The organism is Proteus sp. G2300 (genome assembly GCF_009915965.1).
GTDB lineage: Bacteria > Pseudomonadota > Gammaproteobacteria > Enterobacterales > Enterobacteriaceae > Proteus > Proteus vulgaris.
This window is the reverse complement of record NZ_JAABNK010000006.1, coordinates 174,887-201,850: the sequence shown is the minus strand read 5'-3', so window position 1 is coordinate 201,850 and position 26,964 is coordinate 174,887. Positions and strand designations below refer to the sequence as shown.

Sequence of the window (26,964 nt, the reverse complement as noted above, 5' to 3'; positions counted from 1 at the left end):
AAAATAAAGTTTGCTATCTGAATTTTTCTATGGCTTAATAGCGTCACTGGTTTGGAAGTACAGACCTATTTATGTTAGTAAGTTTAAAGTTGTTCCCGTTTAGCGTTATCCTCGATACCTCTTCATTGTGAATTCCTTCTAATTAATTCCCATAAGTAAAAATACAAAACAAACCGCATATGCCTTATGGCAAATTAAATCAATTAAAGGAAATTCTATGTCTAATACAATGACTGGTACAGTAAAATGGTTCGATGAAGGTAAAGGTTTTGGTTTTATTACTCCAGCTGATGGCAGCAAAGATGTCTTCGTACATTTCTCTGCAATCCAAAGTGATAGCTTCAAAACATTAGCGGAAGGCCAACAAGTTTCATTCACCATGGAAAATGGTATGAAAGGCCCAGCAGCAGGCAACGTGGTGGCTCTCTAAAGGCGCTATTACTATTCGCCTCTATTTTAAATGCCCTTGTTGTAGTGGTTCACAATATAGAACATCACAATTTGATGTCACAGTGAACAATCCACACGGCGCAAAATGTATCTTTTGCAAAAGTGTGATGACAGCTCAAATGAGTTAAGCATTAAATAGTTGAATATATAAAACCTCGCTTCGGCGGGGTTTTTTGCTATCTGCAATCTCATATTGGTTGGTTAAAGATAAAAAAATGAGTTTTTAGGGCTTGAAAAATTTTTGTTCGTTCATATTTATATTTTGGGCAAATAAGATACCGCCCATAATTCACTAAATACTGAAGGAGGAGTTATATGCCTAACATTAAACCTTTTTCATTATTCCCAGCATTATCTGACAACCTACTGTCAAACCGCTTTGATCAGATAGATCGCCTGTTTAGTCAGTTAACAGGTAGTAAGCCTATTGCATCACCAATTCAGACCTATAACCTGAAACAGATTGATGATAACCATTATGAACTGACAGTGAGTGTGCCTGGATATCAAGAAGATGACTTATCGGTTTCATTAAAAGGAAGTCGTTTATTGATTGAAGGGAAAAAAGAAGAAAAATCAGAAGAAGACAATGATAAATGGATCCATCGAGGCATATCTCAAGGACAATTTACGTTGCAGTTTGACCTCGGTAAAAATGTTAAAATAGACAAAGCCGATTTATCAAGTGGACTTCTGACCATTGCTATTGAGTATGAATTACCCGAAGAAGAAAAACGGCAAACAATAGCGATAGAAAATAAAGATAAAAGCTAATTGAGTTAGGTAATGTAAATAAGATTAAGGCTACACGTGGTGTGTAGCCTTAATTGTTTTATGGCTTTAGCCTATTTATTCTCGTCTATCATGAATATGTTAATGTTCTTTCTTAAAAATAAACAATGAACGATATCGCAAATATTCTATAGATAGTATGCAGTAAATCATCTTTAAATGATGAATTTGTAAAACCGTGTAAGTCAGACCTTTCTGTTACTTTTTTGTGCCAATATTTTCTCTTTAATAAATGGGGAATTATTATGTCTACAATGAAAACAGAAGTTATTGTTATTCGTTTAACAAAGAAAGAGCGAGCATTATTGGATTCAATAAAAACCGCACCACTACTTGCAGATTGGATGAAAGAACTAGCACTTTCTAAATTAAAAGAGCAAGAATATTTACCTAATAAATAACTATCGATGCCGACAAAAAAGGAGTTTGGTCGGCAAATAATTATTCTATTATTGTACTGTAAATTTAAGTGGCAACAATAATAGGTTTTATATTAAATTCAAGGTAATGGGTATGGATACGAATAATAGTAAATATAAAGTAGTAGGTAAGGGCATATTAATGGCATTTTGGATAGGAGCATTTCTTGTTGCCGGATTACTTATCTACAATGAATTAAGCCCACATTCTAATTCAGGTGGTTGGTCAAGTTTATCTAGAGCTATAACTACAGCTTTTATTATTTTGGGGGCGGGATTTTATTGTTTAATTTGTTTTTTTATTGCCTTAAATGTATGGCTAGATAATCGTAAGAATAAACACGCCAATGTAGTGAGAGTTAAAATAGCATTGATACTGCATGGTTCTGTTTCCATCGTTATAGGATTAATTTTTTTACCATTGTTATTTAGGTGATATTAACTTAAACAGAATAAATTAAGAGAGAAATGAATAAGTAAGCTGTCATTGGATTGATAATGTTAATTCATTTTAGTGTAAGGCTAAAGCGGAATATTGATAAAAAGTCTGTCTCATAAGGATTAACCTAGGGAAGATTATCTGATGAAATGGTTAATGAAAAAAAGAAGGCAATTATAAAATCTATAATAAAAAAAGCTAAATAGATTTGAGCTTATCGTAGTGAGAAATCATATCAACTCTTTTTCCATAAAAAAGCCCAATGTGGCGGCATTGGGCTTAGTGACTCGAATAGATGGGTATAAATACTATTGGAGATCGCTATAAATATAGAGAATTTATATTTTATGAGTTAACAATAAGTGCTTTTTTCTCAACAAAAAATGCGTTAGTGCTATTTTTTGTCTAGTTTTAAGGAGAATTGGTGTTTTTTTATTCTTTTTTTATCGATTTATCTATTCTTTACATTTTTGTTGCGTAAATAGATTGGATCTTATGATGTTTGGTAGATACTGGTGAACTCATTATAATCCAGTATGGATAAAGAGCCCTAACTAAACTCATTTTTTAACTTAGTAAATATAATAATAAATAAAAACAAGGTGTTAAATATTGTAGAATAACAAAAAAGTATATGTAAAAAATAGAGTGTCTTACTTGAAGCGCCAGACGATAGGAGGACAATGGCTTTAAATACCTTAAATTTAACTCCTATTTATGGTATTCGTGTAAAAAAATCTAAAGTTGGTGTGATAAGTTGGTTTTTTTATTGTGGCGAATATTGTGAAAAAGTCGATTTTTATCAATCATTGCATACAAAACATTTAAATGCTCTGTTGCCAGAGGTAATGAAATATCCTTATCTTTTTGAAGGATATCACTTTATTATTGATAGAGATGGCTATGAAGATGTTTAGTCAGAATGGGAAAAGTTAATATAAGTATTAATCCTATTTTATTTGTTCTATGGCTGCTAGCTTTATAAAGCTAGATAATTCAATGTATTACATGTAATAATTATAAATAAGTATTTAAGATAAAAATACTTGGTAATTTTTAAATTAGAAATATTAATTGATGTTAGTCTTATTTTTAACATAAAGACAATGACAGGTTAATCAGTTTGAGTAAGACTTAAAAGAGTACTTAATTCACAATTAATAAGGAAGGTAGTTATTTATGTTTCCAGAATATCGTGATTTAATTTCAAAGCTTCGCCAAACAGATCCTCATTTTCGTGCTCTTTTTGAACAACATAATGAACTTGACCATAAAATAGTAAGGTTAGAACATAAGGACAGAAGAGGATATGGTGAAGAAGTTGTAGAGTTAAAAAAACAGAAATTAAGACTAAAAGAAGAAATTCATCAGATCCTTAAAAATCCGCCAGAAGAAGAATAACAGAAAATTATTTTATAAATAGTTAATATATTGAAACCATCTTATGTAAATTCGGATGGTTTCTTATCTTCTAGTTATATCAATAAATATAATCACTTGGTTTATGTGATTATAGAAAGGCCACTCATGTAGCCTTTTTTAGTTTAGGATCTAAAAATAGATTATTTCAATCATATATTACTTCAATTATTATCTTGCCAAAGTACATTAAATCTATCTAAATCTACTTTATAAACAACTCTAATATTATCATTAATATAATATTTATAAGTTTCATTATTAGAAAAATAAACAGACACTGCTAATTCACACTCAGAAGATAATTTTCTTGGTGCATCAATTACGCTTGAGAAAAAATTATCCTTTTGGAGTTGATGGTGAAGTTTTTTGACCGCATATTGTTCATGAAAAAGAAATAAATAATTATGCGTCATTTTTATTAGTCTCATGATGGTTTATTTTATTTGTAGCATAAGTATAAATAACACCGATAATGGATGTAACTAATAGACCAATAATGACAACGAGTTTGCCATTATCTGTAACACCAGCTGGGCTAGAGGCGTAAGAGAAATTATGAGCAAAAGCGGCACCAACTAACATGCCTAGTACACTGATTGCAGCATCGGAATTGCCTTGCCCTGCATTGGCAAGTTGGCGTAATGGACAACCAGTGATAAATACACCACAAAGCCCGACAAGCATCATAGAGAGAAAATTCCATAAACCATCATTATGAGCAATAGGTTGATTTTCAAATCCAAGGTTAAATTTGCCTAAATAGAGATTACCTAAGAGAATAATAAGTGTTAGTGCGACTACGCCAAGGGCCATATTATAGTTACGTGATAAAAAGACATGTTTTGCCATTCCTATGAAACAAAATCGAGTTCGTTGAATAATAAAACCAATAATAAGTCCTGCAATAATAGACATCCATATTGGAGCATGACTTGCGCCAGGGCCTTTTACACTAGCGTTAAAAATACCACTATTCCATAAGAATAAAGCGAATAGAAATATGCATATAATTGGCAAAATAAAGCCTTCTACAGGCGACTGACGATAATTTCTTGGAAGAGAAAATCCTTTTTTTATGAATAGGCTTCCAACACCAATTCCAATGATTAATCCAACTAATCCTATTATTGCGTTTAAATCTCCCGCACCAATACGAAGTACCATTCTTAATGGGCAACCTAAGAAAACTAAGCAACCGGCCATCATTAAAAAGCCCAACATAAAGCGAATGATTGGCGCTGATCCGGCTTTTGATTGAAACTCTTTGAAAAGTAAGGCTGCCACAAATGAACCGAGAATAAAACCGAATATTTCAGGACGAAGATATTGTACGGTTTCAGTATTATGTAATCCCATACTGCCTGCACTGTCACGAATAAAGCAAGCAACACAAACACCCATATTAGGGGGATTCCCATTAACACCTAGAAGTAAAGCGATAGCACCAATAACAATTCCAGATATGACTAAAACCCATTTTATAGACATTAAATGCCTCCGTTGACGGGGGAGCCCCCTGACTAATAGAACCTATTAAGTACGGGCAACTATATATAAGAATGAAGTGTGATTCTTTTATATAGATCACGACAAAAGTAATAAATTATATTTAAATAAAGCTAAATATTATAGATGTTAATTTAATTGGTAATAAGTTAATGATAAATTAAATAATATATTATATATAATTATTTAATAAATTTTTGATATAGTAAGAAGAATGAAATTATTGAACTAAAAGATGTTATAAGTTTTGATAGATCCATTGTTTTCTGGTCAGTAATAATATGGTATAAAATTTCTTCTTTATTACTTAAATCATCACTAATAAATTTTCTTCACATCATAATCTTGGGTGAAAAATAAGGCCACCCATTTTTATTTTTTGTGCTATTTTTAACTCTTCAGTTGTATCTTATTATAAAGTTTCACCCTCTAAATTGTTTTTAATAATTCAATTTAAATAAAATTCTATATGCTTACTTTCATTTTCAGATGAAAGATTATTAGGAAAATCACCATAAGTGTGCTAGTTGATGTTATCAATTATCATTTTTATGCTTATATTATTTTGTGAAGATTATTTTATTGTCTCGAGCATTGATGATGAACTATATTAATATTAAATAAGTTATTAATGTATGAGAATATCATGTTAATTTAAAAAAGAATGAATCAATATGTATAACTCACACTGAAAGTCAAAGACTAAATTCAATTATCATATTTTGATTTATTGGTTATTCTCATCATTATTAGATGAGATTTTATTTTTTAATTAAGATAATGCTTATCCCTATTTTATCTTCTTTTGAGATAATGCTGACTTAAGATAAATAATGGAAGTGACTTTCTAACTATTAATAATACTTAAAGGATATTTATGAAAAAACTTATTTTAGCATTGGGTTTATTATCAATCTCTTTTGTTGCGGTTTCTGCTGATTTATCTCAAGCATGCGAAGATTATTTTAAAGAAACTGACTCTTATGTTGAATTAATGGCAAAAAATGACGCAACTAAAGCTCAAGCTGAAGCAATGAAAGCGCAGTATGCTCAAGCTAAGGAACAATTTGCAGCATTACCTAAAGATGTTCAAGAAAGTACTTGTAAACAAGCATTAGATTCTTTAGAGCAAATGAAAAAAATGTCAGCGGGCTAATAAAGTAGACTGCATGTATAAGCCTTATATTCTCTAATATCTATAAGGCTTTTTTAGTTAAATAATTAAAGACATCTTTATTTTCATTATACCTATTTTTATCACCTTATTTATTTTTAACTTTACTCCTTTTATATTAATTTAAAATTTCTTTTCTAAGAAAGAGTATAAATAATGAATTTTTTAGTCTATATAGCAACAAGCTTAGATGGTTATATTACTCAAAGGTATATATAATTTATATGGATTAAATTAATCCATATAAAAAACAGATGAAATATTAATGCTTGTTAATTTTACTTAGGATATTCCGTTACTCCATTTCCATCTTTATTTATAGTTTTATTATTTGTGAGTTTTTATTTTATAAGACTATTTTTCTTTTTTTATAGAAATAATAAAAATTATTTTGTTGGTAAATATTTTTTATGGAATAATTATTTATTCCTATTTCTTATTGATATTTACATTATGCATTACTCTTTATTTTTATTATTTTCTATATTTATTAGTGTTGGATGTAGCTCAGGTAAAGTAACTCAAACTGCTGTTTCTGGACCGCATATTGATAACCCCAAAGTTGATAGTTCTCATGATGATAATACCCATATTGATAATCATGAGGTTAATAATAATTTAGTCTTTATGTTGGGAAAACCGTCGCGTTTTGAAATAGAGGCACAAGAAGAGAACCGTAAATTTGGACAACTTTTTAAAGCGGGTTTAAATGAATCAAAAACATCAGTACATAATCAATATGTAAATAATGAAAATTCAACAATAAAGCCGATTCAAAAAATAAGTTTTACCATGCCAGTTCCTGAGCCTATTTGGAATGAAAAAAAACAAACCGTTGAGTTTAAATGGACACAAAGACCACATTATACTTTTGATGCTTATTAATACTTTAATATAGGTTTAAAACTTAATTTATATGGAAAAATTATGCGCATAATCATTACTTTATTATTATCTTTTTTATTATTGGGTTGTACTACTGATAACATTACTTTTAGTGCAGGTGATTCAGGGGAGCATAGAATAGGTAGCCCGGTGTGTTCTACCTTTGTTTGTGGTAAAAACACACGCACACCGGGAGAGCAAAAAGCCATTAATGAGGCAGTTCATGAACAACAGCGGGCTATAATGCGAGGGGAAAAACCAGATTTAAAAATTATGGCTTCTTATTAAGAATTTAATTTATCTATGCCAGTAATATATTACTGGCTGATATTAAATATTATTAATAATAAAATTAGCTCTACTATCAATTGCCACTTTCGGCAGTTCGATTAATTTATAATTATATTTTTTATAAACTTCTAGCATTGCTAAATACGTTTCCTCTGATTCTTTTATCGTTTGTTTTCTTTCTTTATCTTGTGCATAGATTTCAGGCCAAGGTGGAGCAATAAATACATTTGTAGAATAACGAAATAGTATTATTGCATTATTAAGATGTTTTGGGATAGGTAATCCGCATAATAACAAATATCCTGCAATATCAGGAAGGCCCCTATCATAGAAATACGGTGTTTTAATGTCAGTTGCTTTATGCCATGAATACAATTCCCAACTTAGCATTAATTGTGAGAACGCTTCTGGATCTGTCCATGGCAATGCATTACCTTCGATAAGAATTTGATCTTGTATGATAGCTCTTCCTGCCTCTAAAGAACAGGGATAACCTCTATTCTTAAGTTCATTTATTAGCGTTGTTTTCCCAGACCCAGGGCCTCCAGTTAATACAATACGATGTAATTCTTTAGGCATAATAACTCCTAATAAGTTTATATAGTTAATAGAGAAAAATGGGGAAGATGTAGGGGGAATTAACCTTAGAGGTAGTAGAAATAATAATACCTAAAAAATAGAACTAGAAAAAGTGTACTAGCATTAAATGTTAATGAAAATCTTAAGTAAGTTTATTTCGTGGGAATTCTTAAGAATAGGATAATAAATTACATAATTCTTAGAAGAAAAAATCTGGTGAATAAATATTAAGGAATACAAACCTCAGGCGTATAGTGACTATTAGGGAAAAGATCTGGTAAATAACTACATTTTCTTATTGTTTTTTGAACTCCTTCTTTTGATTCAAAAAGAAAAATACCAATTATGCCAATATTTTTCTTATCATCTTATTTGAGCATTTTATGCCCATGACTGCACTAAATAGCAATTGAAAGCATGGATAATTGATTCTATGATAGAACATATATGTTTTATAATGATTTGTATATAAGGATTGGCATGGGGATTGTAAAAATTTCTGATGAATTACATGAGTATTTGAGGAAGGCAAGTAATGTCATGTCTCGCTCAGTTAATGCTCAGGCGGAATTTTGGATAAAAATAGGTATCCAAGCAGAGTTAAATCCAGATAAAACGTTCCCGATGATTATTAATGAAATGCTGGAAAAAGAAGCTATCAAGCAACAAGCAGAATAAGAGGAAACAAAAATGGATAAAATAACAATCAAAACGTCTGATGAAATTGAACTAATGCGTGAATCTGGACGTTTGTTAGCGCAAGTCTTTACGATGCTTGATACCTTTATTGTACCAGGTGTTTCTACACTGGAAATTAATGACAAGGTGGAAGATTTTATTATTAACGAACTTCATTCAAGACCGGCAAGTAAAGGCCAGTATGGTTATGAATATGTGTTAAACACGTCAATTAATGAAGTTGTTTGTCACGGTGTACCCAAATCAGATGAGCGCCTAAAAAGTAAAGATATTATTAATGTTGATATTACATTAGAAAAAAATGGGTTTATTGCCGATTCTAGTAAAATGTATATTATGCCAGAGGCATCTCCTATAGCGCGTAAACTAGCTAAAACAACGTATCAAGCTATGTGGGAAGGGATTAAAGAAGTTAAGCCAGGTGCAACATTAGGTGATATTGGTCATGCTATTCAAAGCTTTGCACAAAGCCATGGATATAGTGTTGTAAGAGAGTATTGTGGGCATGGAATTGGTAGAGAAATGCATGAAGCGCCACAAGTTTTACATTACGGTATTAAAGGACAAGGTGTGGAATTAAAAGAAGGCATGACTTTTACGATTGAACCAATGATTAATCAAGGTGGCGCTAAAATAAAAACTAAAAAGGATGGTTGGACTGTGGTGACGAGAGATAAAAAATTATCAGCTCAGTCAGAACATACAATTTTAGTTACAGCAAATGGGTATGAAGTGCTGACTTTACGTCCTGAAGAATCGTTACCATAATCGCTAATATTTTATTTTTTTGGCTATTTAAAGGGAAAAGCAGAATAATATTCTTTATAATTTAAAGATAATCCTATTTTTAATTTAAATAGCCGTATGATATTTTTTCACATCTTTTGATAGATTCAATATTTAATCTCATATCTTTATTAAACATAGTTGTAAATTAAATTCTTGCTATTATATTTATCATAATGATTTGATGTTAGCTTGTGTTTTTTAATGGTTGCAGGATGCAATTATCATTTTTTGAAAGAATAAGGATGTTGAGATGAAAAATATTTCAAAAATACTTGAAGAGTGGGGAGCGTGGGTTGCTAATGATCCCATTATTTTTTGTTTATTAAATAAAAAGAAAACTATCCCAGAAAAAATAAAACTAAGAAAACAATGTACTCATCATAAAGCAAATATAATAAACGATTTAATGAAAATGTTGATGATATATAATAAAGAGGATTATCAGCTACTTATTAATTATTACGTTTTTGGAAAAACTTTTATAGAGCTTGCGAAATATGAAAAATGTTCAGATACATATATTGGAAAAAAATTGAAAAAAGCAGAAGGTTTGGTTGAAGGGATGTTGATTTTTTATATGAAAATTGAAAATATAAAACGATTAAAATAAGACTTTACGATCGTAAATTATAGTTTATTCTAATAAACACTTATAAAAATAAAGAGTAAAAATATAATTTCATATTGTGAATTTTGTATTCTACTGATTGTTATAAGTATTGCTAACAGGATGTTTAGCAAATAAATTAACTTAAACCCAAGGAGTGGAAAATATGTCAACTACATATCCAATTATTTTAGTTCATGGATTATCTGGTTTTGATGATATCGTCGGTTATCCTTATTTTTATGGCATCGCAGATGCATTAGAAAAAGAAGGGAATAAAGTCTTTACCGCCTCTCTTTCTGCATTTAATTCTAACGAAGTTCGTGGTGAGCAACTTTGGGAATTTGTGCAAAAAATTCTAAAAGAAACAAAAGTGAGAAAAGTCAATTTAATTGGCCATAGCCAAGGGCCATTAGCTTGTCGTTATGTTGCAGCGAAATATGCCAAAAATATCGCCTCTGTGACCTCTGTGAACGGCGTAAACCATGGATCAGAAATTGCTGATTTAGTACGACGTATTATGCGCAAAGACAGTGTGCCAGAATATATTGTAGATGCTGTTATGAAAGCTATTGGTACAATTATTTCTACATTCTCTGGAAATCGTGGCAATCCACAAGATGCTATCGCTGCATTAGAAGCATTAACGACTGAGAATGTAACGGAATTTAATAAAAAATATCCACAAGGGCTACCTGAGCTTCGTGGAGGCGAAGGTAAAGAGGTCGTTAATGGCGTGCATTACTACTCATTTGGCAGTTATATTCAAGGATTGATTGCTGGTGAAAAAAGTAATTTATTGGATCCGACACATGCTGCAATGCGTGTATTAAGTGCTTTTTTCATAGAGCGTCAAAATGATGGTTTAGTTGGTCGAACGAGTATGCGATTAGGTAAATTAGTTAAAGATGATTATGCTGAAGATCACCTAGATATGGTCAATCAAGTTGCTGGGTTAGTGGGGCGTGGTGAAGATATTATTGCGATTTATACTAATCATGCGAAATTCTTAGCAAGTAAAAAATTATAATTTCCAATAACAACGCTTGTGGAATATGAAATAACATAAACTATGGCTCTAATTTTATTAGAGCCATTTTTATTTCTAACATTATTAATTTGTGTTTTTATTAACGCTAATAGAAATATCATAACCTAATAAATAAAGAGCTTGCTCTAAGCTATCTACTTTTGATGATTGATTAATTTCGAGTAAACGCTCTATTTGTGCGCTAGTTAAATTCATTTTTCTTGCAAGATCGGATTTTTTTGTCTTGGTTTCCAACATCGCATTATGCAATGCAATTTTCAAACAGCTGATTACAGGTAAGTAAACAATAAAATCACCAGACTGTGCTTTTGAGGGGGCAGGAATGGGTATTTTACTTGAAATAAATTCCTCAAGGCCGACATGCAAAATATCAGAGGCTTCCAGTTCAATATCATCTTCCGTATAAGCAACAGCATGTATATTATCAAAATCACGGTAAGTAATTTCGTAGGTTTCACTTTCGTCATCATAATGAGCGACTGCGGGATAGCTGAACATAATTTACCTTTGTGAAGTTAAAATGAAAAAGCATTATACAATGTATTTTCAAAATTATTGTGTATAGTATTAAAGTGAAATATTAATTATCTAATTGATATTAAATAACATGTTAGAGATTAAAAACAGACTTATCAAAGTTTATCTTCATTTCTTGCTTGTGTAAGATAAACGTAAAAATAGCACCTTATGAGCTATCTCACATTTTTATTATTTTAGTCTATTGATTTTGGGTAGATCCTATTTTTTAAGAAGACCCCTCTTATAAATGATCTTAGGGTATTTTTTAGGAAGGAATTATTTATGTATCCCGTTGATTTACATGCTCATACTATTGCTAGTACACACGCTTACAGTACGGTGAGTGAATATTTTCAGCAAGCAAAAAAGCAGGGAATTAAATTATTTGCAATAACGGATCATGGTCCTGATATGGACGATGCTCCCCATGAATGGCATTTTTCTAACTTACCAGTGATCCCTCGAATGATTGATGGTGTGGGTATTCTTTATGGTATAGAAGCAAATATTAAAAATATTAAAGGTGAAACAGATTGCAGTGAGAAAATGAGTAAGAAATTAGATATTGTGCTTGCTGGTTTTCACGAGCCGGTGATGGGTTCATTAGGTATTGTGGATAATACAAAGGCTTTGATCGCGACAATAACAAGTGGTGCTGTTCAAATGATAACTCACCCAGGAAACCCGAAATATCCAATTGATTTTGCTGAAGTTGCAAAAGTAGCAGCTGCTTGTCATGTTGCTTTAGAAATGAATAATTCATCATTTATTCATTCTAGGGTAGGAAGTGAGAAAAACTGCATAGAAATAGCTAAAGAAGTTCGTGATGCCGGTGGATTGATTGCTCTAGGATCTGATTCTCATATTGCTTCTTCATTAGGGAAATTTGACAGAGTATTAGAAGTATTAACTCAAATAGATTTTCCTGAAGAACGTATATTAAACATAACCCCAAGAAGAGTGCTGGATTTTTTAAAATCACATGGCAAGAAAGAAATTCCTGAATTTAATCATTTTTAATGCCTTTATTTATATTAGCAATAGAAAGCTATCTTAGGATAACTTTCTATTGAATAAGCTACGTTTTTTTATTGATGAAAAACGGTTAACGCTTGTTTTAATTGATCTGATTGTGTCTGTAAGGAATCTAATGAACTTACTAACTCCCTTGTCATTGTGGCGTTAGCTTGTGTTGTTTGGTCTAATTGATTGATCGCATCTTCAATTTGAGCAATACCATTACTTTGTTCATTGGTTGAAATAGAAATATCGTGGATCATTTCATTGATATTTTCGGTATGTTTAGAAATATCCACCATATTATCGTTTGCGTCAGCCGCCAATTGAAAACACTGATTTATCTTTTTACTTGAATTAGCAACAAGCACTTTTATCTCTTTTGATGCTAAATTACAGCTAATAGATAATTCGCGAACCTCTTTTGCAACCACTGCAAAACCTTTTCCATGCTCACCTACTCTTGCAGCTTCTACAGCAGCATTTAACGCTAATAAATTAGTTTGAAAGGCAATGTTGTCAATTGTTGATGTAATATCATTAATTTGCTCAGAGAATGTGACAACTTCATGCATATTTTCAACCACATTAGCCAGCATCTCATTACTTTGATGGATCATAGAATCTGCTTTTGTCACAAGCTCACATGATGCTTGGGTATTTTCTGCATGCTGTTTTGACGTCACACTTAACTGTCTTATTCCTGCTGACGTTTCAAGTACTGCGGCTGATTGTTGTTCAACACGAATAGCAAGATTATTGTTCATAACAGAAATATCATTTAATTCAGAATTGATAAGGCCAGAACTGTGATTAATATCATTAACTATCTGTTTTATTTGATCTCGCATTTTTTCAATATTTACAGTGAGAATATTTATTTCAAACAAACCTTTTGTCGTGATCTTGGTTGCTAACTCACCATTACTGATATCTTCAATATTCTTCACAATAGCATTTAAAGGTGAAATAAAATTTTTTCGTAATACGAATTGCACTAAAAAAGAGAAGATCACAATAAGAATTGTGATGACAATTAAGCTATAAATAATTTTATCGTACAGCAATTCACCTTCATTCAATGATGCAGTGTAATGGCTTTGTAGTTGTTGATGATAGTTGGTGTATGCTTTTTCAAAATTATCTTGGTAAGTTTGTGTAGGTTGATTTAAATATTCATATGTTTTTCCTTGTTCTAAAAAGGCTAAAAATTCAATGAGTGCAGCATTAAGCTCAATATATTTTTGTTCTAATTGTTGAATATCGCTTTCATTATTAATGTTATGGGGGGCATTTTTGAAACTTTTCCATGAATTTTCAACATGTTGTAGTTTTTCTTTGGTTTGTTGTAATAAAGATGAAATATCAGTATTTGCAGTAGCCATTTTATTAATAATCAATAAATGGCGGGAGCTTGCTCTATTTAAAGTATTGCGTGTTTGTAGAAGATTTTCCCAAGTGTTATTTAATAGTGATTGTTCGCTATAGATATTGTTCAGTGTGTTTAAATTTCTTCTGTAATCATTTACTGACGAAAGAAATAAAACACAGGCTAAACCAAGAAGTAAAATTAAGGATCCTGTAATAAGCCAAACTAGGGTGGTTGTTTTTAAACTCGACATATTAAAAGAGACGTTTGGCAAATAACGTTGTTTGAAGTTCTTAAACATGAATAGTTATTTCCTTTTTGATAAAAATATAACTGTACAATTTATTGATTTTTAAGTTTTATTTTTACTTCCTGTAATTGGTATCGACAAAGAATGGCTAAGAATGAGTGAAAATAAGTATTTAGAACACTCTTTGATTTAATGCCATATATCCTTTTGATTTTTTCAAATACTAAAGAAGAGTATCGGCATTTTATAAATATTCTTTATGGTTATTTATTACCCTTATTGATAAATTTTTCAAATGGGTTAATGGGGCTTATAACATGTTGATTTTTATTAAATTTAATTTAATAGTTGGAAATTTAAAAAAGCATAAGGAGGCTGTAAAAAGTCTTTTTTAATTAATTATTGATAACTTGTTGATTTGTTATTAATTTAATGTGATTTAAATATTTGTAATTTAAACAATTAGGTTTTAATTATGTCAGTATTTCTATTAATAAAATAAAAAATACTATAAATAGAAGGTATGCGTCTTCCATTTATATTGAGTGTTATTTTACCAATAACATTAATGATATATAAAAATTTGAATTAAGTGATGCTAACTTATTTCTTAAAGTTAAATACCTGAAAAATAGTAGATAATTCGTATAAAAATATTATAAAAATGGAGTTAACGTTATCTTTTGATTAAAGATGTTATTTATATATACTGTACTTTTGGGGTTAGATAAGGTTATTCATAACTCATAATTATTAATGTATATCTTTTCTGCATAAGATAGTTGAGAGGACAGTTCTCTGTGGATGCACCATTTCAAATTCAACAGGTTGTTAATGTATTAAAAAAAATTCTTAGAACTAAATTGAATACAATTTATTTGCATGGTTCATCTGTTTCTGGAGGACTTAGGCCAAACAGTGATATTGACCTTCTTGTGATCATTAAATCCCCTTTGACTAAAGAAGAAAAAAATTTACTGAACACCGATCTATTATCTATTTCAGGACACTATCCTTATGATAAGTTTGGGCGTAAGCCTTTAGAGATCGTGATGTTTGTTAGCCATCTATTACATAACTTACAATATCCTGCTAGGTGTGAGTTTATTTATGGAGAGTGGTTACGAGATACATTGGAACAAGGACTGAGTGATAATAGCTCAGAGGATCCTGAATATACATTGATGTTGGCACAAGCTCAGAAAGAGGTAAAACTTCTTTGGGGGGAGTATGTTATATTACCTAAAATTAATAACCAGCAAATAAGAAAAGCACTATTAGATTCTCTGCCTAATATAATTTCTTCTATTGAAGGTGATGAGCGCAATGTTCTTTTAACGCTTGCAAGAATGTGGTTTACGATGAGTACGGGGCAGTTTATATCAAAGGATACTGCAGCGGATTGGGCGATCAATAGAATGCCTAATAAATTTATTGAAGTGATGACAGTTGCAAGAGACGCTTATTTGTATGGAAATAATGTTGAATGGACAAAATATAAGGAGTTATTACCATTAATTATTGAATATTTTTCCATTCAAATTAAAAATGTATATTTAATAAAAAATGATCTGGTTACAGATTGAATAAACTTGTTTACGATTTGAGATAATTTAGCATAAGTGTTTTATAGTTATTTTTTTCAAGATTTTTTTCTGTAAATCCAAACTGTGTTGCTAAATTTTGTAATTGTGTCGCGTATAAAGGAAGTTTATTTTTATCGTCTGTCATAATAGCAAACTCCGCAAATGATCCTATATTATCTAATTTATCAATAGTGATATGAAACTCACCTAAAAAATAGATTTCTCTTGATTTTGTATAATTGAGAAGGCAGTGATAGCCAAGAGTGGTGAACATGGAGACCGTTTTCTCTGCATTTTCTATACGTACAGCTTCACATTGTGATAAATCAGGGCCTTTAACGATAAGAAGATTTATGCCTGAAGGCAACATTTTTCTCACACACAAACTTATGCTTGAGGCCGGGAAATTGGTGTGAGTATGTTCCATATACCAATCTGTTTCTTGATTATTAGGTGTAAATAATGTTGCACCCGCTTTTTTTAATGCTGTAATAAACTCTTCGGGATGTTGAAGATGATATTTTAGTTCTACTTCAAACTTACCTTGAAAGTGTTCTGACATAATTTTTTCCTAATTTTAGTTAACATATTATAGCATTGATTTGAATTTTCTTTGATTAGAAAAATGAATTTTTCATGTGATTTCAATATCTATAATATCAAGGATATTAATATTAAAGCATTAGTGCCATTTATATAAATCATATTAGTCGAGTTAAAATAGAATCTTTATGAAAGAAAAGAAGGTAATAGAGGGTTGTCCGTCAAGAAAGAAATAGAGGAGGGATAAAACCTCACAGAGAGGGGTATCCCTGTGAGATTATTATAGAAATATTATTATAGGATACCTTCAAAAGGGTTCCAGCTTTGGTCATTCTTGGTTTCTTTCAAATAGTACGCGTGGTTAGCCGTTATTGCCCATAAAATATTAATAGCAATACCGACAGCATTGATTACACCATTATTTACAGGTAAGAAGCCGATAATAGTAAAAACAGCAATATTAATAGCAAATAATGTTAATGCCTTACGCCATAAACCTAAAATAAGAAAATAAATAAAACCAAAGAAAAAGGCCCAGATATTCATTCCAATAAGAATACGTTTACCAAAGGAAAGTTCTTTATAAGCGACTTTAAATTCAGGTGTTTTAGGTGAACCATATTTATCAAAAAATGAAAAACGTTCTTGCCATTTTTCAGAATACTCTTTATTCATGTTAATTCCTTTTACCTGTATTGATTACATTTAGTCTTATAGAAAAAATGTATCTTTACATAAATTCACAAGATGAACAATATAAAATTTTTAAGAAATTATAGACATTTATATAATAACCATTAATGCAAGATGTTTTTTATTTTTTAATAATAATCTTATTGTTTAAGAATATATTGTTAATAACCGGTCTTGAAAATATAAATGATAAAATAAAATATTAACTTGAGTTTGCTTGACGGAAGAAAGAATAAGAAATCTGGTTGATAGCTTGTACCAGATTTCTTATGAAGGAATAAAGTAAGCAACTAACGCACAACTAGCACTGATGATTCAGCGTAGCTAACGACAGAAGATGCCGTTGAGCCGAGAAGATACGTTTTCATGCCAGGGTTACGAGAACCAATAACAATGAGCTCTGCTTGAATTTTTTTCGCCGTCTCTAAAATTTTATCGCGAGGATTCCCAATGGAAATATAAAACTGAGAGGTACTGTTAGGAATGTCGATATGCGATAAATTTTCTTTTAATGTAGATAATGCAATTTCAATACGTTGTTTATCACTTGCGAGTCGGTCTTGCCCTGCAAATGCGAATCCAACAAAAGACTCATAACTTGGGATCACGGATAAAAAATGAATATTGAGTTTATCGGCGACAGACAATGCTTTTAGATGAGAAACAACCTTGTCCAATAAACCAAGCTCTGTAAAATCAACGGGTACTAACACTGTTTTTGTCATAGTGGCTCCTAATTAACCTTTATTATGATTAGGGCTTTAATACTAATTACTTGTACATACACATGTGAGTTACCTACTAATCTTATCAGTCAAAAGCAAAAACTGTACAAAAATTAGAAATATTTTTATTTTTTGAGAGTTATGTATTTTTTTACATGGAAAAATGTAGCAATTTAAGTGAATAACTGTGTAATAGAGTCAAATAGAAATAGTTATTAAAAAGTAGGTTGGTTACTAGGTAAGAAAATGTTTTGCTATCTAACCAAAATGAGCGTGCATGCAAATTGAAATGCTATTATATAAATAAACTAAACTCTTAAAAAATAATATTTAATATAACTGTTTAAGTTTTTACTTTATAAAATTTAAAAATATCCATAATATAAAAAGTACATATTAGTTATTGGGAGTAAAGATAATATCTATTTATTACAATATGTTATGGGGTTTTTGGGAATTTGTCTGATGGTTTTATCTTAATGATAACAAGTAGCATTTAGCTTTTAATAAAATAATAAAATTATATTACAAATGAGATTGGTTTTTATTTTTATTACGAACTAATTGATTGAAAAAAATAAAAAAACTCTATTTAAATAACTATATTTTTATTTTTAAGTGTGCATAATATCTGTAATGTTAATTTTCATCGTAAGGAACGTAAAATATGTTACATCAAGATATGATCAATAAATTGAATGAACAGCTAAATTTAGAGTTTTATTCAGCAAATCTTTATTTGCAAATGAGTGCTTGGTGCGACGATAAAGGATTTGATGGTGCAGCTAAATTTTTAAAAGCCCATTCTCGTGAAGAAATGGAACATATGCATCGCCTATTTGATTATTTGAGTGATACAGGGGCGATGCCTTTACTCGGTGCGATTGAAGCACCACCTTCAGAATTCTCATCACTCGCTGAGTTGTTTGAGAAAACTTACGAGCATGAAAAACAGATTACAGCTGAAATTAATAAATTAGCTCATGTTGCAATGACCACTCAGGATTATTCAACGTTTAATTTTTTACAATGGTATGTTGCTGAGCAACATGAAGAAGAGAAATTATTTAAATCAATTTTGGATAAATTGGCGATGGTTGGTGATAGCGGTAAGGCTTTATTCTTATTAGATAAAGATCTGAACACATTATCAACATCTGCACATGTTTAATAATTAGCAAAGCACTACGTTGCAGATAATAATTAAGATAGGCTTAAGTTAATAAAATACATAAATATAATGATAACGCTCTGCTGGAAATAAACAGTAGGGCGTTTTTTATTACTCAGCATTAGTTCACAGCCTTATTTCTTTCTCTATTAATTGTATGTTTTTTATCCTGGATATATCTTTTGGATGTTATTTAAACAGGATGTTTATTTTACATTTAACTTAATTTGGTTATGTATTGAACTGTTTAGACTGTCAATGTGGGTATTATATTTTTTTGAAGTGTAAAAATGAGTGATATTTGAAACAGAATCTGCGCTAAATAACATATATTTTGAGTGCTAGTTCACAACCTTTTATTTCTAATAGGAAGAAGCGGAGATCTTGACGTGAATTTGCTATAAAATATTTTCATAAATAAAAAAATCACCTGTAATTTAAGAGGTTATTATGTCATTAAATACACTTAAGACATCTTGGGGTAAATTATCTGCTATTGCGGTTTTATTCCTAGGTATGTCGTATCAACAAGCATTAGCACACGCACAACTAAAATCTCAGTTACCAGCTGAAGGTGCGGCTATTGAGCAGTCTCAAGCACCTAAAGTTATCACATTAGATTTTTCTGAAGGTATTGAACTTGCATTTAGTAAAATCAAAGTGACGAATACCGACGGCAAAGAGATTACTGTAGGGAAATTGAGCTTAGATCCTGTAAACAATACTAAATTATTACTACCGTTAGAAAGTGATTTAGCTGAAGGTAATTATTTAGTTGATTGGAATGTGGTTTCTGTTGATGGGCACAAGACAAAAGGTTCTTATCAATTTAGTGTAAAATAATGACACCTGAAGACGTTTATATTTTATGCCGTTTCTTTCATTTTGTGGCAGTCATGTTTATGTTTGGACTGAGCTTCTCGGCTGCCATTCTGACAAAAGATAAGTTTATTCCTCTCATTCAAGTTCGTTTGCGCCCAGCATTAGCCATCAGCACTATTACGGTCTTTATTACGACTTATTTATGGATGGCTTTACAATCTGGTATTATGGGGGACGGATGGGAGGATGCTTGGTCACTGGAAATATGGAAAGCGGTATTAGGTACTTCATTTGGTCAGATTTGGCAATGGCAATTGGTATTAGCAACTTTTGCTTTAGCTGTATTATTTATACACCAACGTTATATTCGTAATTTCTCTTTATTAATTGTTGCTTCAATTATGTTGATCTTACATGCCTCTATTGGTCATGGTGCTATGTTTACAGGTTCAGATGCAACTTTTTATAAGATTAATCAAAGTATTCATCTCATCAGTGCCGCATATTGGTTTGGCGGTTTATGGCCATTTGTTGCTTGCTTACAATTTCTACGTAATAAAGATGAGCTTGCAGAAGGGATGATCAAGCCTATCATTGGCACAATGAAGCGGTTTTCACTATTTGGTCATATTGCTGTTTTATTAGTTATCATCACTGGTATTATTAGTGCGGTTATGCTAATTCCGGGCTGGCCTACAATTCACCAATTATCAGAATATCAAAGCATGTTATGGCTTAAAATTAGCTTAGTTATGTTAATGCTAGGCCTAGCGGTAATTAATCGTTATGTTTTGGTACCTCATATTCGTAAGAAAAATAACTTTCAATGGTTGTTAATTAATAGCTGGTTTGAATTATTACTTGGAACTATGGTTATTTTTACTGTTGCTATCTTTGCGATTAACTCACCAGTATAGATTGTTATATAATCGTAAAAATCTAATTTATTAAGTGAGATATAAACATGAAACGTTTTGTATTAGCGGGAATGTTAATGCTTTTCTCTTTTCAAGCATTCTCCGCACCAATTTCGACTGTGAGCAAGCTTCAATTTGGTGATGACTGGCCGTTTACACGAGAGGAAGTGATGCTTAATTGTCGTGCGGATGGCGCTTGGTTTGTGATTAATCCAGCAACATTAGTCCAGTATCCACTTAATGAAATTGCAATGAAACAGATGGAAAGTGGGAAAGTTAAGGCGCAATTAATTGATATTATTTTGCTTCCCGATCCTAATTCTCCTGAAAAGAAAAAATCAATCGAAGCCATTCAAGAGGCATTTAAACAACTTTGCGAGAGTAATTAATCAAATGATTAATTATTAAAGATGGTATTTTTATTTTTTATTGCATTGATTTAAATAAAAAATTTTATTGGTGCTGTTTTTTTGAATAGATAAGAGTGTGCTATTAAGTTATTCACTAGATTTTTACATATTATTAGCTAATATTTAACAGTAGGTTGTGAAATAGAAAGATCTGAGTTAGTCCACAATTTTTTGTTTACGTAGTAATCAGTAATGACTTTTTAGCGCACGGCTCGTAATGAGCCTTTTCCCTAAGCCAGATAAATGATTTATCTGGCTTTTTTTATTTCGCTTTAGCATCTCTTATGCCACTTTTAGAATCCAATGATGGTTTTCTTTGTCATAAGCATGACGATAAAGCAGAATATTTTTATCTTTCAATTGAGCTGGAATGCTCGTGTTTTCATCCCATCCATCCAGTTGCATACAAAACTCTGTATCATAATCACATGGAATATGAATATAAGCTAATTGATTATCGGAAGAGTGTTTCAACGTAATATCTTCAATTTCATAGCAAGCAATTTTTAACGTTATTTTCTTCATGTTATCACTCCAGTGTAGGCGATGTTCTGTTGTGTTCCGTTGTGTTCCGTTGTGTTTTGGGGGGGCATTTATTGTAAATAATGCTTTTTAACCAAACAGAATTAAGCATAGTATAAATGGAATCTATTTCCAAAATATATTTTGAAAATAAAAAAAACGGATCATTTTTTGTGATCCGTTCTAAATAACTAGCGTGGAACAAGGAGGAATTATCTTATTTTATGGTTTGGGTATTGCAGTTCCCCATTCGTTCCAATCTTTAGGTTCTTTTGCATTTAAAATGAAATTCTGTTCCTGTTTCGCTTTTGCTTGTAATGGTGTGGAAGGTGGGGTCGCAAATGTAATACCTCCGCGTATAAATTGTTTAAAGGTTCCACTTCTTATAACGCCACCCGTTAAACCAAATGAGAAGTTATAGCCAGAAGAGAGCCAGAATTCGGTATTATTTCTAACAAGATATTGATATTTTTTACTAATTCGAATGTGGATTAAGACTCTATCGGACATGTTTCCTAACTCAAGACCAGTCACGGCACCAACTTCAAGACCTCGATAATAAATAGGTGTACCAATTTGTACTGAGCCAGCTTCTGTGGCATTTAAGACAAGGTTTAATCCATCAAGGTAGCGTGAGTCTGTAATGTTAGATGTTTGAAGCTCAAATTGACGATAAACACCACCATTACCAGGCTCAGCTTTAATATAAGGTTGAATAAGGGAATCGAGATTATCTAGTCCGGACGCCGTTAATTCTGGCGTGACAACGGCAAATCGACTACCTGATCTTGCAAATGTTTTCACATAATCAGGGTAGAGGACTGCTGAGACAGTTACCGCTTTTCTATCCGGTGAGAGGATCAGAGATTCGACCTGACCAATATCAATGCCTAAATAACGAATAGGCATACCTTCAGAAAGTTTACTGGCATCATAAGTTTTTAAAGTTATTTGAGCACCAATAGCACGAGCACTGGTTTCTGAAGAATAGAGTTTATAACGTGAAACGTTATTATTAATATTTTCAAAGTTATCGAAGCTGATAGCACCTTTTAATGCCCGATTTAATGGTGTGGCTTCAACGGTTAATCCTGAACCATTGACAGAAACTTTTGCAGCACCTTCAGTCCAGAAAACACTCTTTTCAGTGAGAAGATGGCGGTATTGCTTAGAAATATAAACATCAATATCAAACTCATCCATCAACGGTCTGACATCCGTGATCTCACCAACCTGAAATTGGTGATAAAGCACGACAGAGCCTTTTTGAATACCAGGAAGGCTTGAGGCTTTTAGCGTTAATGTCACTGGTAATTCATTACCATTGATACTTGCTTTAGCAAAAAAATCATTGCGATAAAGGCGGTACTGCTCTTTGGGCGTGCCTTGATTACCTTGAATAAGATGAATACCGCCTTCAAGCCATTCTTGAGGAGAGGCACCTTGAATATCAATACCATTCAGGCCCATATTGACGTTTATTCGGCTATTAGCAACAAACTTACTATTTTCATAAATATAATGTTTATATTCAGGAGCGATAATCGCATCGAAGATAACACCATCATCACTGATATTACGTTGAATAACTTGGCCAATAGTAATACCTCTAAAAAGAATAGGTTGTCCTGCATCGACTCCCCAACTTTCTTCACTAGTTAGAGAAAGAATTAACCCATCTTCACCATAGATTGCTTTACCTGCTTCGACAGATGTTGCTGATTGTAAAACAAATTGTTGATTCTCTTGTGCGGGGAGGCTATTTTCTGGAGAATCAAAGGCTATTGCACCGTTAATTAAAGCAGAAACACTTTCCATTTTAACCGATACGCCACTCTTTAGATTAAAATTACCTTGAAACCCAGAGACATTCCAAAAATGGCTATCTTGGCGAATTAAGTGTGCATATTGTTTATCAATACTTAATTCAATAAAAATACCTTGGTTGTCAGGGCGAATTGCGTAACTATAAACTTTCCCTACGGGAACTTGACGGTAATAAACTTGAGAATCAACATTGAGTGATCCTAATTTATCTGCTGTCAAAGTAATTAATTGCTGATTTTTATCAATATTTGCTTGGGGGCGAATTTCTTGAGCAATAAATTTAAACTGCTTTTCGCCGTCACCGGGTAACATACTGATGTAGTTCCCCCCCACTAACGCATCTAACCCTGATACACCAGATAAGCTCGCTTTAGGTGTGACAAGCCAAAATTGTGTATTCTTTCGCAATGCGGTGGCGAGATCTTTTCGTATATCAGCAGTAACAATAACTCGACGTAAGTCATCGCTTAGGGTGATATCTTTAACTATTCCTATGTCAACGCCTTGATAGCGAATAGGTGTTCTGTCAGAAACAATCCCTGAAGCAGATTGAAAATCAATCGTAATTTGTATGCCTTTATCTTGCCAATGTTGGAAAAGCAACCAACTTGCAATAAAAATGGCGATAACAGGGAGTAGCCAAAATGTTGAAATTCTACGCTTGCGGCGTATTTGGGCTTGTATTTCCTGAACGTCGTTTTCTTCGTGTTGCATAAGTATCCCATAGTAAACGACTATCCAACCATTCAACGGCAAGGATAGTAAGAATAACCGCAGTACCAAAATAAAAAGCCGCTGGGCCCATTGTGAACGTCATCAGTTGATCTCGATTAATTAATGACATCATCAGTGCGATCACAAAGAGGTCAAGCATTGACCAGCGTCCTATCCAAGAGACAAAACGGTATAGCTTCATACGAAATAGAGGATCAAGATGGGAATTAAAGTGAATACTCAATAATAATCCCAGCATGATAATAATTTTGAAAAAAGGTACAAAAATACTGGCAATAAAAACGATAATGGCAATAGGGGTATTACCCGAATTTACTAAGGCTATGACACCTGAAAAAATGGTATCTTCGGTACGTTGACCGTTTAAATAAAAAATAGAAATAGGCAATAAATTTGCAGGTAATAATAAAATAATTGCTGTAATTAATGCAGCCCATGTTTTTTGTAAACTCATTGGTTGTCTTCGGGTATAACAAGATTTACAACGAGGGCAATGTGTTGAAGGCATTTTTTTAAAATGATAATGACAAGCATGGCATGTAGCAGGGCTTTGGTGGATTGTTTTTTGTGGGTAAAATCGTTGCCAAAGTTGGTCCATATTAAGATTAATCAGCATCAATAAGCTGAGTAGCATTAGAGAAATAAAAGCAATTAAACCATTGCCAATATAAACCGTAGCGTAGTCACCTAATTTTATTGTAGCCACACCAAGTCCAATCAAATAAACATCTAGCATTACCCATTCTTTTAATTTTCCAAGCATTAATAGCACTGGGCGTAGATTAAAACGTAAACGTGCGCCTAAGTGGAGATATAAAATAGCAATCGGAAGGCTAAGAGGGGCAGCTACAGCACAAAAGACTACCATCGTTGCAGTAAGTGGAGAGCCTTGCTCTGACATCATACGAATACCATCAAGTACATTGGCTGTTATCATTGTACCTAATAGATGAATTTTGATTAATGGTTGAGTAAATGCAATAGATGCCAAGATAAGCATTGTAATCGATAAAATTAATAAACGAGTCAATGACCAATCTCGATAAGAGGCGAGTTTAGCTTGGCAACGTGGACAATACGCATCTTCTCCACGCTTAAGCGAAAGAGGTAGTGCCACAAGATGGTCACATTCTTGGCAGCGTATTGATTTTATTTCTTTAGTTGCGATATCGTTCTCAGAGTTGCTCATTATTTGCCTACGTTAACTTTCTTAATAGTTATCGTTTGATTAAGCTAAAAAAAAGTACCTATACTCAATGGTTCACAAGTTATCATTTTTATTATATTTATGCCTTTCATTTTACAATAATAAGTGTCTGATTTTTTTTGTAGATGTTAAGAGCGTATTATCGTTTTTTTACCTAATTCTTGAAAATGGAGTATTCAACCTCAAGATAAAATAGGCTAAATTACAAGTATGTTATCTATTTTAGTTATGTATATAGGGTTTAATGATGCCAAAATCGCTTTTTTATCAGGAACTCACTGATAATTTGTCAGCCTTGTTGTCTGGTGAAAATGATCTTATCGCATCACTTGCTAATACCAGTGCTCTTCTTTTCGAGAAGTTAGATACGATAAATTGGGTTGGGTTTTATCTAAATGATGGCGATTCATTAGTTCTTGGTCCATTTCAAGGTAAAATAGCTTGTGTCAGGATAGGTTTTGGAAAAGGAGTTTGCGGCACTGCATACTCTGAAAACAGAATTTTAAGAGTGGATGACGTTCATCAATTTAGTGGACATATTGCTTGTGACAGTGCAAGTCAGTCTGAAATTGTTCTACCTCTAGAGGTGAATGGACAAATTATCGGCGTTCTCGATATTGATAGCCCTATTTTTAATCGTTTCGATAAAAAAGATGAAAATGGGCTTAAAGCGTTGTGTGACGTGCTCTGCGAGCATTTAAAAACTTGTCATACAGCAAAATATTGTGAATTTTGTGTAAGTTAACAGGCGTTTGCCATAGAAATTGTTGGCAACACTATTATAATGTCGCTTGTTCATGCCTGCGCTGGTTGGCAAAACCGTTGTAATCAGGAAATTTCATGGAAAATCAACCTAAGTTGAATAGTAGTAAAGAAATCATCGCTTTTTTAGCTGAACGTTTCCCTAAGTGTTTTATTGCTGAGGGCGAAGCTCGCCCTTTAAAAGTTGGCATTTTTCAAGATCTTGTTGAAGCTCTAAAAGATGATGCTGAATTAAGCAAAACACAGTTACGTTCCGCATTACGCTTATATACCTCAAGTTGGCGCTACCTTTATGGAGTTAAAGAAGGGGCAAAACGTGTCGATTTGGATGGTAATGACTGCGGCGAGCTGGAAGCTGAGCATATTGAACATGCTCGTACACAATTAGCAGAAGCCAAGGCACGCGTTCAAGCCCAAAGAGCTGAACAACGTGCTAAAAAGCGCGAAGCTGAAGGTGATAAGGAGACCAGTAAACGTCCGGCAGCGAAAAAGCCAAATAATACGCGTCGTCAGCCACCTAAAGAGGGTGAAAAACGACAGCCTCGTCCTCAGAAAGCAACTCAAGCACCTCGTAAAGCACCACGTCAAAATACTGAAAAGTTAATTCCAGTCACAGATACATCAGTTCTTACTGTTGGTCAATCGCTGAAAGTTAACGTTGGTAGTAGCGTGATGAATGCGACAGTGCTAGAGATAGCAAAAGAGGGTGTACGTGTACAATTGCCTAACGGTTTGGCAATGAATGTACGCACGGAACATTTAAAGTTCTGATACGGAGGCCAACCA

33 protein-coding genes are annotated in these 26,964 nt (G+C 32.3%); 22 read left to right on the top strand and 11 right to left on the bottom strand.

Annotated features, from left to right (window positions below; translation table 11 throughout):
- Window positions 1-217 precede the first annotated feature (217 nt).
- From cspE to GWI97_RS05240, 7 genes are all read left to right on the top strand, one after another.
- Window positions 218-430 (top strand): transcription antiterminator/RNA stability regulator CspE, encoded by a 213-nt coding sequence (gene cspE, locus GWI97_RS05260; protein ID WP_004244726.1) that lies wholly within the window; start codon window positions 218-220, stop codon window positions 428-430.
- 7 nt (window positions 431-437) lie between these two features.
- Window positions 438-578, top strand: coding sequence for a cold shock small protein YmcF (gene ymcF / locus GWI97_RS18330; protein ID WP_418312483.1), 141 nt, complete (start codon window positions 438-440; stop codon window positions 576-578).
- A gap of 187 nt (window positions 579-765) precedes the next feature.
- Window positions 766-1,224 carry an Hsp20 family protein gene (locus tag GWI97_RS05255; RefSeq protein ID WP_036937526.1) on the top strand — a complete coding sequence of 153 codons (459 nt, stop codon included), beginning with the start codon at window positions 766-768 and terminating at the stop codon, window positions 1,222-1,224.
- Window positions 1,225-1,487: 263 nt separating this feature from the next.
- Window positions 1,488-1,643, top strand: a complete 156-nt coding sequence (locus GWI97_RS18185; RefSeq protein ID WP_173807696.1) for a hypothetical protein — start codon at window positions 1,488-1,490, stop codon at window positions 1,641-1,643.
- Between the two features lie 112 nt (window positions 1,644-1,755).
- Window positions 1,756-2,097, top strand: coding sequence for a hypothetical protein (locus tag GWI97_RS05250; RefSeq protein WP_036937525.1), 342 nt, complete (start codon window positions 1,756-1,758; stop codon window positions 2,095-2,097).
- A 686-nt stretch (window positions 2,098-2,783) separates the two neighbouring features.
- Window positions 2,784-3,017 carry an immunity protein Imm33 domain-containing protein gene (locus GWI97_RS05245; protein ID WP_082239472.1) on the top strand — a complete coding sequence of 78 codons (234 nt, stop codon included), beginning with the start codon at window positions 2,784-2,786 and terminating at the stop codon, window positions 3,015-3,017.
- Window positions 3,018-3,279: 262 nt separating this feature from the next.
- A complete protein-coding gene (locus tag GWI97_RS05240) occupies window positions 3,280-3,501 on the top strand; it encodes a YdcH family protein (RefSeq protein WP_036937520.1) in 222 nt (73 codons plus the stop codon).
- Window positions 3,502-3,683: 182 nt separating this feature from the next.
- Here the strand turns inward: GWI97_RS05240 and GWI97_RS05235 are convergent, their stop codons facing one another.
- A complete protein-coding gene (locus GWI97_RS05235; RefSeq protein WP_052038514.1) occupies window positions 3,684-3,935 on the bottom strand; it encodes a putative Se/S carrier-like protein in 252 nt (83 codons plus the stop codon).
- A complete protein-coding gene (gene yedE / locus GWI97_RS05230; protein WP_087802557.1) occupies window positions 3,925-5,010 on the bottom strand; it encodes a YedE family putative selenium transporter in 1,086 nt (361 codons plus the stop codon). The genes GWI97_RS05235 and yedE overlap by 11 nt, the downstream gene beginning before the upstream one ends.
- A gap of 895 nt (window positions 5,011-5,905) precedes the next feature.
- Between yedE and GWI97_RS05225 the strand changes: the two genes are divergently transcribed.
- From GWI97_RS05225 to GWI97_RS05215, 3 genes are all read left to right on the top strand, one after another.
- Window positions 5,906-6,184, top strand: coding sequence for a DUF5339 domain-containing protein (locus GWI97_RS05225; RefSeq protein WP_036937512.1), 279 nt, complete (start codon window positions 5,906-5,908; stop codon window positions 6,182-6,184).
- A gap of 471 nt (window positions 6,185-6,655) precedes the next feature.
- Window positions 6,656-7,087, top strand: coding sequence for a hypothetical protein (locus GWI97_RS05220; RefSeq protein ID WP_161681432.1), 432 nt, complete (start codon window positions 6,656-6,658; stop codon window positions 7,085-7,087).
- Between the two features lie 42 nt (window positions 7,088-7,129).
- A complete protein-coding gene (locus GWI97_RS05215) occupies window positions 7,130-7,375 on the top strand; it encodes a hypothetical protein (RefSeq protein WP_036937506.1) in 246 nt (81 codons plus the stop codon).
- Between the two features lie 42 nt (window positions 7,376-7,417).
- Here the strand turns inward: GWI97_RS05215 and GWI97_RS05210 are convergent, their stop codons facing one another.
- Window positions 7,418-7,957, bottom strand: coding sequence for an AAA family ATPase (locus GWI97_RS05210; RefSeq protein ID WP_036937504.1), 540 nt, complete (start codon window positions 7,955-7,957; stop codon window positions 7,418-7,420).
- Window positions 7,958-8,437: 480 nt separating this feature from the next.
- Here GWI97_RS05210 and GWI97_RS05205 point away from each other — a divergent pair, with 480 nt between their 5' ends.
- From GWI97_RS05205 to GWI97_RS05190, 4 genes are all read left to right on the top strand, one after another.
- Window positions 8,438-8,635 (top strand): ParD-like family protein, encoded by a 198-nt coding sequence (locus tag GWI97_RS05205; RefSeq protein ID WP_036937502.1) that lies wholly within the window; start codon window positions 8,438-8,440, stop codon window positions 8,633-8,635.
- Between the two features lie 12 nt (window positions 8,636-8,647).
- Window positions 8,648-9,424: a type I methionyl aminopeptidase gene (map, locus tag GWI97_RS05200; RefSeq protein WP_036937500.1), complete on the top strand. Its 777-nt coding sequence runs from the start codon at window positions 8,648-8,650 to the stop codon at window positions 9,422-9,424.
- A gap of 271 nt (window positions 9,425-9,695) precedes the next feature.
- Complete coding sequence (locus GWI97_RS05195) at window positions 9,696-10,055, top strand: antiterminator Q family protein (protein ID WP_036937498.1); 360 nt, start codon at window positions 9,696-9,698, stop codon at window positions 10,053-10,055.
- A gap of 163 nt (window positions 10,056-10,218) precedes the next feature.
- The gene (locus tag GWI97_RS05190) at window positions 10,219-11,082 is read left to right on the top strand and encodes a lipase family alpha/beta hydrolase (RefSeq protein WP_036937497.1); all 864 of its coding nucleotides are present in this window, start codon (window positions 10,219-10,221) and stop codon (window positions 11,080-11,082) included.
- A gap of 84 nt (window positions 11,083-11,166) precedes the next feature.
- Here the strand turns inward: GWI97_RS05190 and GWI97_RS05185 are convergent, their stop codons facing one another.
- Window positions 11,167-11,601: a hypothetical protein gene (locus tag GWI97_RS05185; RefSeq protein ID WP_036937495.1), complete on the bottom strand. Its 435-nt coding sequence runs from the start codon at window positions 11,599-11,601 to the stop codon at window positions 11,167-11,169.
- A 303-nt stretch (window positions 11,602-11,904) separates the two neighbouring features.
- Here GWI97_RS05185 and GWI97_RS05180 point away from each other — a divergent pair, with 303 nt between their 5' ends.
- The gene (locus GWI97_RS05180; RefSeq protein WP_123822080.1) at window positions 11,905-12,642 is read left to right on the top strand and encodes a phosphatase; all 738 of its coding nucleotides are present in this window, start codon (window positions 11,905-11,907) and stop codon (window positions 12,640-12,642) included.
- Between the two features lie 68 nt (window positions 12,643-12,710).
- Here GWI97_RS05180 and GWI97_RS05175 read toward each other — a convergent pair whose 3' ends face one another.
- Complete coding sequence (locus GWI97_RS05175; RefSeq protein ID WP_180978767.1) at window positions 12,711-14,309, bottom strand: methyl-accepting chemotaxis protein; 1,599 nt, start codon at window positions 14,307-14,309, stop codon at window positions 12,711-12,713.
- Between the two features lie 749 nt (window positions 14,310-15,058).
- Here GWI97_RS05175 and GWI97_RS05170 point away from each other — a divergent pair.
- A complete protein-coding gene (locus GWI97_RS05170) occupies window positions 15,059-15,844 on the top strand; it encodes an aminoglycoside nucleotidyltransferase ANT9 (RefSeq protein ID WP_036937492.1) in 786 nt (261 codons plus the stop codon).
- A 10-nt stretch (window positions 15,845-15,854) separates the two neighbouring features.
- Here GWI97_RS05170 and cyaB read toward each other — a convergent pair whose 3' ends face one another.
- From cyaB to GWI97_RS05155, 3 genes are all read right to left on the bottom strand, one after another.
- Window positions 15,855-16,406: a class IV adenylate cyclase gene (gene cyaB, locus GWI97_RS05165; RefSeq protein WP_161751864.1), complete on the bottom strand. Its 552-nt coding sequence runs from the start codon at window positions 16,404-16,406 to the stop codon at window positions 15,855-15,857.
- Window positions 16,407-16,681: 275 nt separating this feature from the next.
- Window positions 16,682-17,062: a DUF2628 domain-containing protein gene (locus GWI97_RS05160; RefSeq protein WP_161751863.1), complete on the bottom strand. Its 381-nt coding sequence runs from the start codon at window positions 17,060-17,062 to the stop codon at window positions 16,682-16,684.
- 308 nt (window positions 17,063-17,370) lie between these two features.
- Window positions 17,371-17,805 (bottom strand): universal stress protein, encoded by a 435-nt coding sequence (locus GWI97_RS05155; protein ID WP_036937482.1) that lies wholly within the window; start codon window positions 17,803-17,805, stop codon window positions 17,371-17,373.
- 667 nt (window positions 17,806-18,472) lie between these two features.
- On the opposite strand from GWI97_RS05155, the gene ftnA reads away from it, so the two are divergent.
- From ftnA to GWI97_RS05135, 4 genes are all read left to right on the top strand, one after another.
- Window positions 18,473-18,976: a non-heme ferritin gene (ftnA, locus tag GWI97_RS05150; protein ID WP_036937479.1), complete on the top strand. Its 504-nt coding sequence runs from the start codon at window positions 18,473-18,475 to the stop codon at window positions 18,974-18,976.
- Window positions 18,977-19,426: 450 nt separating this feature from the next.
- Window positions 19,427-19,819 carry a copper homeostasis periplasmic binding protein CopC gene (gene copC, locus GWI97_RS05145; protein ID WP_036937475.1) on the top strand — a complete coding sequence of 131 codons (393 nt, stop codon included), beginning with the start codon at window positions 19,427-19,429 and terminating at the stop codon, window positions 19,817-19,819.
- Complete coding sequence (gene copD, locus GWI97_RS05140) at window positions 19,819-20,715, top strand: copper homeostasis membrane protein CopD (RefSeq protein WP_087802551.1); 897 nt, start codon at window positions 19,819-19,821, stop codon at window positions 20,713-20,715. The genes copC and copD overlap by 1 nt, the downstream gene beginning before the upstream one ends.
- A 47-nt stretch (window positions 20,716-20,762) precedes the next feature.
- Complete coding sequence (locus GWI97_RS05135; RefSeq protein WP_036937472.1) at window positions 20,763-21,104, top strand: YebY family protein; 342 nt, start codon at window positions 20,763-20,765, stop codon at window positions 21,102-21,104.
- Between the two features lie 303 nt (window positions 21,105-21,407).
- Here the strand turns inward: GWI97_RS05135 and GWI97_RS05130 are convergent, their stop codons facing one another.
- The 3 genes from GWI97_RS05130 to yebS all read right to left on the bottom strand — a co-directional run bounded on the left by GWI97_RS05130 (window position 21,408) and on the right by yebS (window position 25,398).
- The gene (locus tag GWI97_RS05130; RefSeq protein ID WP_036937469.1) at window positions 21,408-21,650 is read right to left on the bottom strand and encodes a DUF1480 family protein; all 243 of its coding nucleotides are present in this window, start codon (window positions 21,648-21,650) and stop codon (window positions 21,408-21,410) included.
- 219 nt (window positions 21,651-21,869) lie between these two features.
- On the bottom strand, window positions 21,870-24,188 hold the full coding sequence (locus GWI97_RS05125) for a PqiB family protein (RefSeq protein ID WP_036937466.1): 2,319 nt from the start codon (window positions 24,186-24,188) through the stop codon (window positions 21,870-21,872).
- Window positions 24,130-25,398, bottom strand: coding sequence for a membrane integrity lipid transport subunit YebS (gene yebS, locus GWI97_RS05120; protein WP_036937463.1), 1,269 nt, complete (start codon window positions 25,396-25,398; stop codon window positions 24,130-24,132). The genes GWI97_RS05125 and yebS overlap by 59 nt, the downstream gene beginning before the upstream one ends.
- Window positions 25,399-25,663: 265 nt before the next feature.
- Here yebS and GWI97_RS05115 point away from each other — a divergent pair, with 265 nt between their 5' ends.
- Window positions 25,664-26,161 carry a GAF domain-containing protein gene (locus GWI97_RS05115; RefSeq protein ID WP_087802548.1) on the top strand — a complete coding sequence of 166 codons (498 nt, stop codon included), beginning with the start codon at window positions 25,664-25,666 and terminating at the stop codon, window positions 26,159-26,161.
- 95 nt (window positions 26,162-26,256) lie between these two features.
- On the top strand, window positions 26,257-26,949 hold the full coding sequence (proQ, locus tag GWI97_RS05110) for an RNA chaperone ProQ (protein WP_036937458.1): 693 nt from the start codon (window positions 26,257-26,259) through the stop codon (window positions 26,947-26,949).
- Window positions 26,950-26,964 lie beyond the last annotated feature (15 nt).

Coding starts and splice junctions, on each gene's coding strand:
- cspE (WP_004244726.1), top strand. CDS start 218: ATGTCTAATACAATGACTGGTACAGTAAAATGGTTCGATGAAGGTAAA.
- GWI97_RS05255 (WP_036937526.1), top strand. CDS start 766: ATGCCTAACATTAAACCTTTTTCATTATTCCCAGCATTATCTGACAAC.
- GWI97_RS18185 (WP_173807696.1), top strand. CDS start 1,488: ATGTCTACAATGAAAACAGAAGTTATTGTTATTCGTTTAACAAAGAAA.
- GWI97_RS05250 (WP_036937525.1), top strand. CDS start 1,756: ATGGATACGAATAATAGTAAATATAAAGTAGTAGGTAAGGGCATATTA.
- GWI97_RS05245 (WP_082239472.1), top strand. CDS start 2,784: ATGGCTTTAAATACCTTAAATTTAACTCCTATTTATGGTATTCGTGTA.
- GWI97_RS05240 (WP_036937520.1), top strand. CDS start 3,280: ATGTTTCCAGAATATCGTGATTTAATTTCAAAGCTTCGCCAAACAGAT.
- GWI97_RS05235 (WP_052038514.1), bottom strand. CDS start 3,935: ATGACGCATAATTATTTATTTCTTTTTCATGAACAATATGCGGTCAAA.
- yedE (WP_087802557.1), bottom strand. CDS start 5,010: ATGTCTATAAAATGGGTTTTAGTCATATCTGGAATTGTTATTGGTGCT.
- GWI97_RS05225 (WP_036937512.1), top strand. CDS start 5,906: ATGAAAAAACTTATTTTAGCATTGGGTTTATTATCAATCTCTTTTGTT.
- GWI97_RS05220 (WP_161681432.1), top strand. CDS start 6,656: ATGCATTACTCTTTATTTTTATTATTTTCTATATTTATTAGTGTTGGA.
- GWI97_RS05215 (WP_036937506.1), top strand. CDS start 7,130: ATGCGCATAATCATTACTTTATTATTATCTTTTTTATTATTGGGTTGT.
- GWI97_RS05210 (WP_036937504.1), bottom strand. CDS start 7,957: ATGCCTAAAGAATTACATCGTATTGTATTAACTGGAGGCCCTGGGTCT.
- GWI97_RS05205 (WP_036937502.1), top strand. CDS start 8,438: ATGGGGATTGTAAAAATTTCTGATGAATTACATGAGTATTTGAGGAAG.
- map (WP_036937500.1), top strand. CDS start 8,648: ATGGATAAAATAACAATCAAAACGTCTGATGAAATTGAACTAATGCGT.
- GWI97_RS05195 (WP_036937498.1), top strand. CDS start 9,696: ATGAAAAATATTTCAAAAATACTTGAAGAGTGGGGAGCGTGGGTTGCT.
- GWI97_RS05190 (WP_036937497.1), top strand. CDS start 10,219: ATGTCAACTACATATCCAATTATTTTAGTTCATGGATTATCTGGTTTT.
- GWI97_RS05185 (WP_036937495.1), bottom strand. CDS start 11,601: ATGTTCAGCTATCCCGCAGTCGCTCATTATGATGACGAAAGTGAAACC.
- GWI97_RS05180 (WP_123822080.1), top strand. CDS start 11,905: ATGTATCCCGTTGATTTACATGCTCATACTATTGCTAGTACACACGCT.
- GWI97_RS05175 (WP_180978767.1), bottom strand. CDS start 14,309: ATGTTTAAGAACTTCAAACAACGTTATTTGCCAAACGTCTCTTTTAAT.
- cyaB (WP_161751864.1), bottom strand. CDS start 16,406: ATGTCAGAACACTTTCAAGGTAAGTTTGAAGTAGAACTAAAATATCAT.
- GWI97_RS05160 (WP_161751863.1), bottom strand. CDS start 17,062: ATGAATAAAGAGTATTCTGAAAAATGGCAAGAACGTTTTTCATTTTTT.
- GWI97_RS05155 (WP_036937482.1), bottom strand. CDS start 17,805: ATGACAAAAACAGTGTTAGTACCCGTTGATTTTACAGAGCTTGGTTTA.
- ftnA (WP_036937479.1), top strand. CDS start 18,473: ATGTTACATCAAGATATGATCAATAAATTGAATGAACAGCTAAATTTA.
- copC (WP_036937475.1), top strand. CDS start 19,427: ATGTCATTAAATACACTTAAGACATCTTGGGGTAAATTATCTGCTATT.
- copD (WP_087802551.1), top strand. CDS start 19,819: ATGACACCTGAAGACGTTTATATTTTATGCCGTTTCTTTCATTTTGTG.
- GWI97_RS05135 (WP_036937472.1), top strand. CDS start 20,763: ATGAAACGTTTTGTATTAGCGGGAATGTTAATGCTTTTCTCTTTTCAA.
- GWI97_RS05130 (WP_036937469.1), bottom strand. CDS start 21,650: ATGAAGAAAATAACGTTAAAAATTGCTTGCTATGAAATTGAAGATATT.
- GWI97_RS05125 (WP_036937466.1), bottom strand. CDS start 24,188: ATGCAACACGAAGAAAACGACGTTCAGGAAATACAAGCCCAAATACGC.
- yebS (WP_036937463.1), bottom strand. CDS start 25,398: ATGAGCAACTCTGAGAACGATATCGCAACTAAAGAAATAAAATCAATA.
- GWI97_RS05115 (WP_087802548.1), top strand. CDS start 25,664: ATGCCAAAATCGCTTTTTTATCAGGAACTCACTGATAATTTGTCAGCC.
- proQ (WP_036937458.1), top strand. CDS start 26,257: ATGGAAAATCAACCTAAGTTGAATAGTAGTAAAGAAATCATCGCTTTT.